This window comes from Flavobacterium petrolei, assembly GCF_003314435.2.
GTDB lineage: Bacteria > Bacteroidota > Bacteroidia > Flavobacteriales > Flavobacteriaceae > Flavobacterium > Flavobacterium petrolei.
This window is the reverse complement of record NZ_QNVY02000001.1, coordinates 532,654-546,368: the sequence shown is the minus strand read 5'-3', so window position 1 is coordinate 546,368 and position 13,715 is coordinate 532,654. Positions and strand designations below refer to the sequence as shown.

General features: G+C 33.8%; 11 protein-coding genes. 6 read left to right on the top strand and 5 right to left on the bottom strand.

Annotation, left to right across the window (positions count from 1 at the left end):
• Nucleotides 1–6: 6 nt before the first annotated feature.
• From DR871_RS02370 to queG, 6 genes are all read left to right on the top strand, one after another.
• Nucleotides 7–552, top strand: a complete 546-nt coding sequence (locus tag DR871_RS02370; RefSeq protein ID WP_113665011.1) for a c-type cytochrome — start codon at nt 7–9, stop codon at nt 550–552.
• A gap of 27 nt (nt 553–579) precedes the next feature.
• Entirely contained in the window at nt 580–2,055 is a 1,476-nt protein-coding gene (locus tag DR871_RS02365) for a quinol:cytochrome C oxidoreductase (RefSeq protein WP_113665012.1), read from the top strand.
• A 19-nt stretch (nt 2,056–2,074) separates the two neighbouring features.
• A complete protein-coding gene (locus DR871_RS02360; RefSeq protein WP_113665013.1) occupies nt 2,075–3,232 on the top strand; it encodes a cytochrome c oxidase subunit II in 1,158 nt (385 codons plus the stop codon).
• A 28-nt stretch (nt 3,233–3,260) separates the two neighbouring features.
• Nucleotides 3,261–5,057, top strand: a complete 1,797-nt coding sequence (locus DR871_RS02355) for a cytochrome c oxidase subunit I (protein ID WP_113665014.1) — start codon at nt 3,261–3,263, stop codon at nt 5,055–5,057.
• Between the two features lie 156 nt (nt 5,058–5,213).
• On the top strand, nt 5,214–6,236 hold the full coding sequence (ruvB, locus tag DR871_RS02350) for a Holliday junction branch migration DNA helicase RuvB (protein WP_113665015.1): 1,023 nt from the start codon (nt 5,214–5,216) through the stop codon (nt 6,234–6,236).
• Between the two features lie 116 nt (nt 6,237–6,352).
• Nucleotides 6,353–7,276 (top strand): tRNA epoxyqueuosine(34) reductase QueG, encoded by a 924-nt coding sequence (gene queG, locus DR871_RS02345; protein ID WP_113665016.1) that lies wholly within the window; start codon nt 6,353–6,355, stop codon nt 7,274–7,276.
• An 11-nt stretch (nt 7,277–7,287) separates the two neighbouring features.
• Here the strand turns inward: queG and DR871_RS02340 are convergent, their stop codons facing one another.
• The 5 genes from DR871_RS02340 to DR871_RS02320 all read right to left on the bottom strand — a co-directional run bounded on the left by DR871_RS02340 (nt 7,288) and on the right by DR871_RS02320 (nt 13,634).
• A complete protein-coding gene (locus DR871_RS02340; RefSeq protein ID WP_113665017.1) occupies nt 7,288–8,319 on the bottom strand; it encodes a LacI family DNA-binding transcriptional regulator in 1,032 nt (343 codons plus the stop codon).
• A 231-nt stretch (nt 8,320–8,550) separates the two neighbouring features.
• Nucleotides 8,551–9,570, bottom strand: a complete 1,020-nt coding sequence (locus tag DR871_RS02335) for a LacI family DNA-binding transcriptional regulator (protein ID WP_113665018.1) — start codon at nt 9,568–9,570, stop codon at nt 8,551–8,553.
• A 210-nt stretch (nt 9,571–9,780) separates the two neighbouring features.
• Entirely contained in the window at nt 9,781–10,665 is an 885-nt protein-coding gene (locus DR871_RS02330; RefSeq protein ID WP_113665019.1) for a carbohydrate kinase family protein, read from the bottom strand.
• Nucleotides 10,666–10,667: 2 nt separating this feature from the next.
• Nucleotides 10,668–11,996, bottom strand: a complete 1,329-nt coding sequence (locus tag DR871_RS02325; RefSeq protein WP_113665020.1) for a sugar porter family MFS transporter — start codon at nt 11,994–11,996, stop codon at nt 10,668–10,670.
• Between the two features lie 48 nt (nt 11,997–12,044).
• The gene (locus DR871_RS02320; RefSeq protein WP_113665021.1) at nt 12,045–13,634 is read right to left on the bottom strand and encodes a glycoside hydrolase family 32 protein; all 1,590 of its coding nucleotides are present in this window, start codon (nt 13,632–13,634) and stop codon (nt 12,045–12,047) included.
• Nucleotides 13,635–13,715: the final 81 nt, after the last annotated feature.

The following is a 13,715-nucleotide window of genomic DNA, read 5'->3' as shown; positions in this document are numbered from 1 at the left end:
ATAGATATGAAAAGCGTATATAAAATAACACTTTTATTTGGTATAACTATTTTAGTTTCATCATGCCATAATAATGCGGCACCAAACTATCAATATTTTCCAAATATGTACGAATCAGTAGGGTATGAAACTTATGCTGAATCGAATGCATTTAAAAACGGTAAAGAAGGTCAACTTCCAGCTGAAGGAACCGTAAACAGAGGATTCGAACCTTTTGAATATGAAAATTCAACAGCGGGATATGAGTTAGCTAAAGCAAACCTTAAATCTCCTTTAGATTCTTTAAGTAGAAATCCTGAGAAAGGAAAAGAACTTTTTGAGATTTATTGTATCAGTTGCCATGGTGCTTCTGGAAATGGTAAAGGTAAACTGGTAGAGAGAGAAAAATTCTTAGGTGTCCCTAGTTATAAAGATAGAGTGATCACTGAAGGAAGTATTTTTCACGTAATCACGTATGGTTTGAATTCAATGGGTTCACATGCAAACCAATTGAGTGCCCAAGAACGTTGGTTAGTTACTGACTATGTTCTGAAACTAAAAAGCGAATTATAATTGTTGAACAAACTGATCGTAATAGATATGTATACATTTTCAAGTAAATTAAAAACTCTTTCTTTCATCTTAATGGCCGTAGGTGTATTAGGAATTGGATATGGTTTTTTAACTGCACCAAAAGATATTCAAGACGTTGAAAAACTTCTTGCAGCGGAAAGTCACGGTGGACATGGCGAAGCAAAACACGAAGCCTCAACTACCGCTGAGTCTGAGCATGAATCGGATGCTACTCATAACTTAGGTAGTGAAGAAAAAAATGTGGAGGGTTCGACAGCAGTTGTAACTCCAACTGGTGATTCATCTAAAGTTGATACAGCTAAGGTTGTTGAAGACGTTCAGATTGAACCGGTTGTAAAAAAAGAAGGTCACGTGGTTAGTGAAGAAGCTGATCATACAGAACATTTAAATCATGTTTTACACCAATTACAAAACAAACCTTGGTCTGCCTTGTACGTTGCTTGTATTTTCTTTATGCTTGTTTCTTTAGGAGTTTTAGTTTTTTATGCGATTCAACAAGTAGCTCAAGCGGGATGGTCTCCAGTTTTATTTAGAGTTATGCAAGGTATAACGGCTTATTTACCTGTGGGTTCAGTTATATTTTTTATCGTATTATTATTAAGTGGTTTTCATTTAAATCATCTTTTTATATGGTTAGATCCTGAAGTTGTAGCTTCTGATAAACTAATTGCTAATAAAGCAGGATATTTAAATTTTCCTTTTTGGATAATTAGAGCTGCTATATTTTTAATTGGTTGGAATCTTTACCGTTATTATTCAAGAAAAAATTGTTTAGCGCAAGATGAATCAAATGATAATCTTAATTACAAAAAGAACTTTAAGCTTTCAGCTATGTTTCTTGTGTTTTTTATTGTGTCTGAGTCTATAATGTCTTGGGACTGGATTATGTCTATTGATCCACATTGGTTTAGTACTTTGTTTGGGTGGTATGTTTTTGCAAGTTTCTTCGTGAGTTCAATTACTACAATTGCATTGGTAACTTTATATTTAAAAGCTAAAGGTGTTTTGGAGCATGTAAATACTAGTCATATCCATGATTTGGCAAAATTCATGTTCGGTTTTAGTATCTTTTGGACTTATTTATGGTTTTCACAGTACATGTTAATATGGTATGCTAATATTCCAGAAGAGGTTACTTATTATATTACAAGAATAGAGTTGTATAACCTTCCATTCTTTGGTGCTGTAGTGATGAATTTTGTTTTTCCTTTATTAATATTAATTAATACTGATTTCAAAAGAATTACGTGGGTTTTAGTGATGGCAGGAGTTGTAATACTTGGTGGACATTATATTGATTTCTTTAATATGATTATGCCAGGAACCGTTGGTGACAGGTGGTTTATTGGAATTTCAGAAATAGCTTCTGTTCTTTTCTTCCTTGGATTATTTATTTATGTTGTTTTCACAGCAATGACTAAAGTTCCTTTATTGGCAAAAAGAAATCCTTTCATAGAAGAAAGTAAACATTTTCATTATTAATATTTAAAGAAAAAAACAGATGACAAGTTTGTTGGTAATTATAGTTTTAGTTTTATTAGCTGTTGCTTTATGGCAATTGACTAAAATATTCGACCTGACGCAAGTTGGTTCTAATACAGATAGTTCAGAAATCGCTACAGATAACGACAATAACGTTCAGGGTTATTTGATGTTTGGTTTTCTTGGTTTCATTTACATTTTTTCAATTTACGGATTGTTTAAATGGGGACCTCTTGTTCTTCACACACCAGCTTCTGCCCATGGAGGTGAAGTTGATAATTTAATGAATATCACTTGGGTTCTTATTTTTATTGTTCAAGCTATAACACAAGTATTGTTGCACTATTTTGCTTTTAAATACAGAGGTAAAAAGGATCAAAAAGCACTTTACTTTGCTGATAATAATAAGTTAGAAGCCATATGGAGTGTTATACCAGCAGTAGTTTTAGCAGGTTTAATTTTGTACGGACTTTATGCTTGGACTAACATCATGTTTGTTGATGAAGATGAAGATACAGTAGTAATTGAATTGTATGCGCAACAGTTTAACTGGAAAGCTAGATACTCAGGTGAAGATAATGTTCTTGGTAAAGCTAATGTAAGATATATTGAAGGTGCTAATGCCGTTGGTGTTGATTTAGCGGATCCTTATGCACAAGATGATATTGTAGTGACTGAATTACACATTCCAAAAGGAAAAAAGATTCTTTTTAAAATGCGTTCTCAGGATGTTTTGCACTCAGCTTACATGCCGCATTTTAGAGCGCAAATGAACTGTGTTCCTGGTATGGTTACTCAATTTGCATTTGAGCCAATTTACACTACTGCTGAATATAGAGAGTTACCATTTATGGTTGAGAAAGTAGCAAATATCAATGCTCTTAGAGCCAAGAAAAGTGCTGCATTGGTTGCTAAAGGTGAAACAGCTTTGGATCCTTACACTTTTGATTATTTATTGCTTTGTAACAAAATTTGTGGTGCTTCTCATTATAACATGCAAATGAAAATTATTGTAGATACTCCTGAGGACTATAAAGCATGGTTAAAAGATAAAGCTACTATTGTAAATGAAGTAAAAGCTGCTATGGCTGAACCAGCTGCTGCTGAGGGAGCTTCAGGTTTAGACTCTATCAAAGCTAAAGATACTGTAGGAGTTGCTGTAATGGCAATGAAATAATTAATAAGAAAATTTAAAGTAAACATATATGTCAGCAGAAGGTCACGATCACGCAATAGATCACGAACACGAACATCATCATAAAGACACTTTTATTACTAAATATATTTTTAGTATTGATCATAAAATGATTGCCAAACAATACCTTATCACGGGTATTTTTATGGGGATTATTGGTGTAGGAATGTCTATGCTTTTTAGAATGCAACTAGCATGGCCAGAAGAGTCTTTTAGAATTTTTAATATTTTATTAGGTGATAAATTTGCTCCTAACGGAGTTATGGCAAATGATATTTATCTGGCTTTAGTCACAATACATGGAACCATTATGGTATTCTTTGTGTTAACGGCTGCTCTAAGTGGAACATTTAGTAACTTATTGATACCGCTTCAAATTGGTGCGCGAGATATGGCATCCGGTTTTATGAATATGATTTCATATTGGTTGTTTTTCTTGTCAAGTGTTATTATGATTGGTTCGCTTTTTGTTGAAGCTGGACCAGCATCTTCAGGTTGGACAATTTATCCTCCATTAAGTGCTTTACCACAAGCTATTCCTGGTTCTGGAATGGGAATGACATTATGGTTAGTTTCTATGGCTATTTTTATCGCATCTTCATTAATGGGATCTTTAAACTATGTGGTTACTGTAATTAACTTAAGAACAAAAGGAATGTCAATGACAAGATTGCCTCTTACAATTTGGGCTTTCTTTGTAACTGCGATTATTGGTATTGTTTCGTTTCCAGTTCTTTTATCTGCAGCGTTATTACTTATTTTTGATAGAAGTTTTGGAACTTCATTCTTTTTGTCTGATATTTATATCGCTGGAGAAGTTTTACATTATCAAGGTGGTTCCCCAGTATTGTTCGAACACTTATTTTGGTTCTTAGGACACCCTGAGGTTTATATCGTTTTATTACCTGCTTTGGGTATTACTTCTGAAGTTATTGCAACAAATTCACGTAAACCAATTTTTGGTTATAGAGCGATGATTATGTCAATTTTGGCTATTGCTTTCTTATCAACAATTGTTTGGGGTCACCATATGTTTATCTCGGGTATGAATCCATTTTTGGGATCTGTATTTACCTTTACAACATTATTAATTGCGATCCCTTCTGCTGTGAAAGCATTTAATTACATCACAACGCTATGGAAAGGTAACTTGCAGTTGAATCCAGCTATGTTGTTTTCAATTGGTTTAGTTTCCACATTTATTACTGGTGGTTTGACAGGAATTATTCTTGGAGATAGTACACTTGATATTAATGTCCATGATACTTATTTCGTTGTAGCTCACTTTCACTTAGTAATGGGTATATCTGCTCTTTACGGAATGTTTGCTGGGATTTATCACTGGTTCCCAAGAATGTTCGGAAGAATGTTAAACAAGAATTTAGGATATGTTCACTTTTGGGTAACTGCAATCTGTGCTTATGGGGTTTTCTTTCCAATGCACTTTATAGGTTTAGCTGGTTTACCAAGACGTTACTATACAAATACGAATTTTCCATTATTTGATGATTTACAAAACGTAAACGTTTTAATCACAACATTTGCATTAATTGGTGGAGCTTTTCAATTGGTTTTCTTATACAACTTTTTTGTTAGTATTTTCTACGGTAAAAAATCTGTTATGAATCCTTGGAAATCTAATACACTAGAATGGACAGCACCTGTTGAACATATTCACGGTAACTGGCCAGGTGAAATTCCTCATGTATATCGTTGGCCTTATGACTACAGTAATCCAGCTCACGATGTGGATTTTGTGCCTCAAAATGTTCCAATGAAAGAAGGTGAAGAAGTTTTACACCACTAAAATATAATTTAAAGCCTCTGCGAAAGTAGAGGCTTTTTTTGTGCTTTTTACTGTGGTTTACTAAAGTGCTATTCTTTCTCTTGAGTTTGATTTTAATTTTTATTTCATTTTAAATTTAAAAATTATATTTCGAAATTGCTTTGCTATCTTTGTTATATGAATGAAAATTTAGACCCAACATCAAACGGTTACAATTCAGAAGAACTAGACCTTGAAAAAAAATTAAGACCACTTTCCTTTGATGATTTTGCTGGACAAGATCAGATATTGGAAAACTTGAAAGTTTTTGTTCAAGCTGCTAATCAACGAAATGAGGCACTTGATCATACGCTTTTTCATGGTCCTCCTGGTTTAGGAAAAACTACTTTGGCCAATATTCTTGCTAATGAACTTCAAGTCGGAATCAAGATTACTTCAGGTCCAGTATTGGATAAACCTGGAGATTTAGCGGGTTTATTGACTAATTTAGAGGAAAGAGATGTTTTGTTTATTGATGAAATTCACCGCTTGAGTCCCATTGTCGAAGAATATTTGTATTCTGCCATGGAAGATTTCAAAATTGATATCATGATTGAATCAGGACCCAATGCAAGAACCGTTCAAATTAATTTGAATCCTTTTACCTTAATTGGTGCCACTACGCGTTCTGGGTTGTTGACCGCTCCTATGAGAGCTCGTTTCGGAATATCTTCCCGTTTACAATATTACACGACAGAGTTGTTAACTACAATCGTTGAAAGAAGTGCTACAATCTTTAAAATGCCAATTTCCATGGAGGCAGCTATAGAAATTGCAGGTAGAAGTCGAGGAACACCTCGTATCGCTAACGCATTGTTGCGTCGTGTGCGTGATTTTGCTCAAATAAAAGGAAATGGCACAATTGACATTGAGATTGCCCGTTATGCCTTAAAAGCGCTTAATGTTGACGCTCATGGTTTGGATGAAATGGACAATAAAATTTTAACCACAATTATAGATAAGTTCAAAGGTGGACCGGTTGGATTGACTACTTTGGCGACAGCCGTATCCGAAAGTAGCGAGACTATCGAGGAAGTATACGAACCATTTTTGATTCAGGAAGGATTTATCATGAGGACACCTCGTGGTAGGGAAGTCACTGACAAAGCGTACAAGCATTTAGGTAAATTAAACACAAACATTCAAGGCGGATTATTCTAATTTTCAGGATCTATTTCCCGCTATTCGCTGTATCTTTTACTTTTTAAAGAAAAAAGTAAAAGGATGCCGCTTCTATCAGGGCTAACATATCCCGTTTATTAACATCATTTTTTTTAATTATCAACCCCAAGGCAACATACACCCAATTTATTAAAACCGAAGCAAAACGCCTCGGCTTCATGTCTTGTGGAATATCCAAAGCTGGTTTCTTGGAAGAAGAAGCGCCACGTTTAGAGAATTGGTTGAAAAACAATAGGAACGGTCAAATGTCCTATATGGAAAACCATTTTGACAAGCGTTTAAATCCAACTTTGCTAGTTGATGACGCTAAAAGTGTTGTTTCGCTGTTGCTGAATTATTATCCTGAAGAACTACAAATTCTGGATTCTTATAAAATTTCTAAATATGCGTACGGACAGGATTATCATTTTGTAATCAAGGAAAAACTTAAAGAATTTTTATTCTCCATTCAATCAACAATCGGAGAAGTATCTGGTCGTGCCTTTGTAGATTCTGCACCAGTACTCGATAAAGCGTGGGCAGCCAAAAGTGGTTTGGGTTGGATAGGGAAAAACAGTAATTTATTGACGCAAAAAGTAGGTTCTTTTTACTTTATAGCGGAACTAATTATCGACTTAGATTTAGATTACGATAATCCTACAACGGATCATTGTGGAACTTGTACCGCCTGCATTGATGCTTGTCCTACAGATGCAATAGTTGCGCCTTACGTTGTTGATGGAAGCAAATGCATTTCCTATTTCACTATTGAATTAAAAGAAAATATTCCTCACGAAATGAAAGGGAAATTTGATGATTGGGCTTTTGGATGTGATATATGTCAGGATGTTTGTCCTTGGAATAAGTTTTCAAAAGCGCACAATGAACCTTTATTTAATTCAAATCCAGAATTGCTATCCATGTCTAAAAAGGACTGGATAGAAATAACCGAAGAAACATTTAAGTCGGTATTTAAAAATTCCCCATTAAAGAGAGCGAAGTTTCAAGGAATAAAAAGAAATATTGATTTTCTTGAATAAGAATTTAAGTTCTAATTTTTCAATCGGATAGAAGATTCTCGGATGATGATTTGAGTGTCTAATTCAACTGTTTTATGGGCGAAAGGAATGCCTTCTTTATGGCAGTTCATTTCTTCAAGCAGTAAGTTGAAAGATGCAATTCCCATTTCGTGACTTGGTTGATCAACGGTGCTTAATTTTGGTGTCAGCACTTGTGACATAAACCAATTACTAAAACCAATTATTGCTACTTGCTCTGGAACTTTAATTTTGTTTTCATTAAAATAAGCCAAAACACCTACAGCAACTAAATCTGTTATTGCAAATATCCCGTCCACATCAGAATGTTCCGCAATGATTTGTTTCGCAAATGCTCTTCCTTCTTCAAAGGTTACATTTTCGCAGGTATAAACTAATTTTGTGTCAAAAGGAATGTTGTTTTTCTCTAGGGCTTTTTTATAACCAATGTAACGGTCTATTGAATTTTGTGGATTTAATGGTCCGCGAACATGAACTATTTTTTTGCATCCATTATCAATTAAATGTTGAACGGCATTGAAAGCTGCCTTTTGGTCGTCAATAATTACTTTGGAACATTTTGAAAGCTTGGCAATTTTGTCAAACATCACAAAAGGAATATTCCGATTCATGATTTCCTTTATGTGATCGTCATTATTAGATTCGTTAGATAAGGACATGATGATGCCGTCTACTCTCTTATTTATTAATAATTCCACTTGCTTTTTTTCTAAAGCCAGCGTCTCATTTGACTGTAATATGATTACCAGATAACCATTTTTTTCGGCCTGATCAATAATAGCATTTACTACATTTGAAAAAAAGTGATGGACTACTTCAGGAATTATCAAACCTATAGTTTTGGATTCCTTGGTTCTTAAATTTACTGCAAAACTGTTTGGGGTATAATGTAAATGTTGCGCAAGTTCAATTACTGACTTTTTAGTTTTCTCACTAACATCAGGATAATTTTTAAGCGCTTTCGACACAGTAGTTATTGAAATCCCCAATTTTGTCGCAATTTCCTTAAGAGTGATATCTTTCATGAATCGAATTTCTACAGATTTAAATTTAGGAAAATATTTTAGAAATAATGATGTTTTAAGTTTTGCGTCATTTAGTTTTTAGCTATAAAAACGATTCTACCTTTAAATATCCTCTACCAAGATATTAATTTTTATCTTATATCTTTGTATTTTGTCAAAATAAACAAATTAATATCGATTCGTTAAATTAAGTAAAGGTGGTTGTGTGTTTTGTTGAAAGATTCAATTTTTTTATGTGGATTCTCTTTCAATTATGCTTGTTTCCAATTCAATGGATTGGAAAACTACAGGTAAATTGTTCTTTTTCAGATTGATTTCATCAAAAAGAATTGAAGCAGACCTTTTTCCAATTTCAAAACCAGGTTGGTCAATCGTAGAAAGTTTTGGGGATATTACGCTTGACATAAACCAATTACTAAAACCTAAAACCGCAATTCGTTCTGGAATTGAAATCTCAATTTCATTAAAGTATTTAATAATTCCAATAGCCACTAAATCTGTAACGGCGAAAATAGCATCAATTTCTGGATGTTCTTTCATCACTTTTTTAGCATTTTCATAACCGTCATGAAAATCTTCATTGTTTTCACATACAAAAACTAGAGATGAATCGTATGTTAGATTGTTATCTTCCAATGCCTTTTTGTATCCTAAAAATCGGTCAATAGAATTTTGGGGTATGTAAGAACCTCTAAAATGTGCTATTTTTTTGTATCCCTTTTTTATAAGATAGCAAACGGCATCATAGGCCGCTTTTTTATCATTAATAGTTACTTTGGAACAATTGACAAGTTTAGCAATTTTATCAAAAAGTACCAAGGGAGTATCATGGGAAATGATTGATTGTATATGATCAAAATCACCGGTTTCATTAGATAATGACATTAAAATACCGTCTACTCTTTTGTTTAAAAGTAGATCAATTTGTTTTTTTTCAAACTCTAGTTTTTCATTAGACTGTAAAATAATAACCAAATAATCTCTTTTTTTTGCTTCTTCAAGAATTCCTTTAATTACATATGAAAAAAAATCATTTACTAGAGTGGGAATTATCAAACCTATGGTTTTTGATTCTTTCGTTCTCAGATTTACCGCAAAACTATTGGGGGTATAATTAAGTTTCTGAGCAAGTTCAATTACTGCGTTTTTCGTTTTTTCACTGACATCAGAGTACCCTTTCAAAGCTTTTGAAGCGGTGGTTATTGAAATTCCTAATTGTGCGGCAATCTCTTTGAGAGTGATGTTGTTCATGGTTCAATTCTCTGGTAGTAAAAGCAAAAACTGCTTCTCGTAAACGAATTTACAATTTATTTATTGTAAATCAATTTTCAAGAAACAGTTTAGTCGTCTTTTGCGAATTTTACAACAGATTGTTGACGACATGCAAACTTATTGTCAAATAAAGTTTTTTTTTAATTTTTTGTATTTTCTTAATCTATAAAAAAAAATTTTTGAATTTCTTCAAGGATTCATAAAATCATTGATTTCTTTACTTGAAATTTTCGGATTTGCCCCTTCGTTTTTTGCTACAATCGCTCCTAAAGCGCAAGCAAAATCAATGGCCTCTTGTGGGTTCTCATCGTATAAAAGTTTAGAAAGTAAACCAGCTAAAAAGGAATCTCCAGAACCTACAGTGTCTATAACATCAATTTTATAACCGCTATTGTAGTACATTTTTTCATTGTAATACAAAACCGCACCATGACTTCCTTTGGTCACACAAATATGTTTTGTGTTCGTCTTTTCTGCAATAAAAAGTATGTTTTGTTCCAATGAATGATACGGAGAATTTAGGAAAGCACTTACTTCATACAATTCGTCATCATTGAATTTTATAAAATCAGACTGCATCATCAAGTTAACCAGTATTTCTTTGGTGTAAAATGGAGCGCGTAAATTGACGTCAAAAACAGCGTATTTTGTATAGTTTATTATTTCTAAAAGGGAATTTTGTGAAACACCATCTCGACATACAAGACTGCCGAAAACAAGTGCATCCGCTTTTTTGACCCTAATTTCGTCTTCCGGAATGCAAATAATTTTGTCCCAAGCAACAGGGTAATTGATGGTGTAGGAAGCAGAACCCTTCTCGTTTAATTGAACAATAACTTCTCCAGTTGATAAGTTTTCGTCTATTTGAATCGTATCGGTGTCAACTCCGTTTTTTTTAATGAAAGCAAGGAGTTCTCTTCCAATTTCGTCATTTCCAACACGACTTATTATTTGGGCATTGATGCCAAGTGAAGCCAAACGCAGTGCCACATTCAATGGTGCTCCTCCAATTTTTTTATGCGTTGGGAAGACGTCAAACAAAACTTCTCCGAAACAGATTATATTTTTAGTCATGGTTATTCGTTTTTTGATAGACTTTCAGATAGTTCCTCTAATGTTCTTCCTTTAGTTTCCGGCATTTTTGTAAATACCCAAAGCAATTGGAAAACCATCATTAAGCAGAATATTGCAAAAACAGTTGTAGTTCCAATTTCTTTAAATAAAAATGGAATAAAAGAAGGAATCAATGCAGCTAGGACCCAATGAACAGAAGTCCCAAAAGAAGTTCCTGCAGCTCTTAGTTTATTTGGGAATAATTCAGAAATAAATACCCAAATCACGGCTCCCTGACCTATGGCATGTGAGGCAATAAAAAAGAAGAAAAACAACGGAACAGCCATTCCTTTCCATTCAAAATAAAAAGCGGTTGTTACTAATCCCAAAGAAATAATATATCCTACCGAACCCAAATACATCAGCGTTTTTCTTCCGTACTTATCGATTAGCGAGATTCCAATCATGGTAAAAATCAAATTAATCACTCCAATTCCGATACTGCTCAAAAAAGAAGCTGATTTTTCTAATCCTGCCAATTCAAAAATTCGGGGTGCGTAATATAGAAAAGCATTAATCCCGGAGAGCTGATTGAAAAAGGCAATAAAAAAAGCCAATAGTAATGGTTTTCTGTATTTTGCCATGAAAATGGATTCGTTTTTATCTTCATGAGTAGTTTCTTTTTCGATAGCTGCAATTTCAGCTTCAACTTCGGCGTCACTGTTAATTTGTTTCAAAATAGAGACTGCTTTTGCTCTGTCTTTTTTATATTCTAAAATCCAACGTGGACTTTCCGGGATTCCAAATACTAGAATTGTGTAAATTAAAGATGGAAAAGCCTGTATTCCTAACATCCAACGCCAAGCATTTTCTCCAATATCCTGTAAATAATAGTTAGAGGTAAAGGCGATTAAAATTCCAAAAACAATATTGAATTGGTATAAAGCAACTAGTTTTCCGCGGTCTTTTGCAGGAGCAATTTCAGAAACGTAGGTTGGAGCCGCAATAGTGGATGCCCCAATACCAATTCCGCCAAGAAATCTAAAAATAGAAAAGAAAATAGGATCATTTGCGAATGCAGTTCCAATGGAAGAAACAAAAAACAGCAATCCTATGATTATTAAAGTCTTTTTCCGACCTAAAATATTCGTTGGAAAAGCCCCAAAAATAGCGCCAATAACCGTTCCCCATAATGCGGATGACATCACGACTAATCCATGGAACAAATCAGAAGAACCCCATAATTGCTGCAATTGTTTATCAGCTCCCGAAATTACTACAGTGTCAAATCCAAATAAAAATCCTGCAAATGCAACGACAATGGACCAATAAAGTATTTTTTTGTTATTCATTATTTTGTTTTTTGGTTGATTATTTTGGTTGTTATAAAAGAATTTTTTTTACCAGATTCCTTTTACTTTAGAAATGGTAAGGTTTTTAATTTCCTGATTTTCATTTGATTGAATGCTAAGTTTGGTGTATGGTTTGTTAGGGAAAATTTGTTCCGTAAAACTGTATACGCCACCGTTCAGAAAAATTTCAATTGAGGACCAATCTACTATGATTTGATAATCAATTGTTTCAGTAGTTATATTTGGAATTTTGGTGTTGTGAATTTTTTCTCCAAAACTTTTTTCGAAATTTACCATTCCGGAATGTCTTCGGTCTACAGAAAAAGTCTTTCCTTTCGCATCGTAATTGAGAACTAGAGAATCCTTAACTTCATTGGAAAAAACAAATTTTAAATTTTCATTTTTAGCATTCAATTGTACTGCTGACTGATTCAAGTATTGGTAATCAAATGTCGTTTTTTGATTCGCTTTTAGGATGATTTCATCTTTGGTAAAGGCATTAGTTCCTTGTTTTTTGAACTGTTCTACAGGAGTGTTTTTCAGAACATAATCACCATTTATTTTTGCAAGCGATAGTTCTCGGGGAAGTGTCATCGCACTTCTCCAGTTTTTTGTAGGCGTGTCTCTGGCGTATGACCAATTACTCATCCAGCCTATGAATATTCGTCTATTGTCAGGAGCATTATTGTACGTGACACCTGCGTAATTATCAGCGCCATTGTCAATCCATTTGATATCTTTTTGAGTTGTTTTAAAACTTCCCCCATCAAAATCACCTATGAAATATTGTGTTCCGGAACCTCCATTTGGTGCGCCAGGATTGATGCTGATGAGTAAAACCCATTTTTCTTCATGGGAACCGGCAATTTTCAATTTAAAAATATCAGGACATTCCCAAACACCGCCGTGCGCTCCTATATTTTTACCAAATTCACTTTCGAATTTCCAATTAATTAAATTTTCTGAAGTGTAAAATTGTGCATGATCGCCGGCTACTAATACCATATTCCAAAGATTGGTATCGGTATTCCAGAATACTTTAGGATCTCTAAAATCTTTCATGCCGGAATTTTTAACAATTGGATTACCGTCATATTTCATCCAAGTTTCGCCTTCGTCCAGGCTATATGCTAATCCTTGTGTTTGATAGTTTGTTGTTCCCGCTTTTTCGCCTTTCATGTCGTGATAGGTGAAAACAGCAATCATCGTAGGGTTTTCTTTTGTTCCCAAACCGGAAGTGTTGTCAATATCTACAACAGCACTTCCTGAAAATATCATTCCTAATTTGTCAGGAAACAAAGCGATTTTTTTATGTGTCCAATGGATTAAATCCCTACTTGTCGCGTGTCCCCAATGCATCGGTCCCCACACAATGTCGTCTGGATAATATTGGTAAAACAAATGATAAATTCCTTTGTAGAAAACCATTCCGTTTGGGTCATTCATCCATTTTTTTTCTGGAGAAAAATGAAATTGTGGTCTAAAAGGTTCTTTGTATTGCACCTTGGAATCAGTTTTTATACTTTCGGAAGAAGTTATGGAAATGACTTGATTTTGAACTTCATCTTTACAGGAAAACAAGAATAAAGAGGCTCCGAATACTAAATAAAAGGGGAGTATTTTATTTGTGAACTTCATTAAAATAAGGTTTAATTATTATATTATCTTCATAAAAATAGAATTATATTTTTTAATTAAACATAATTGTGTTGTCGAAAA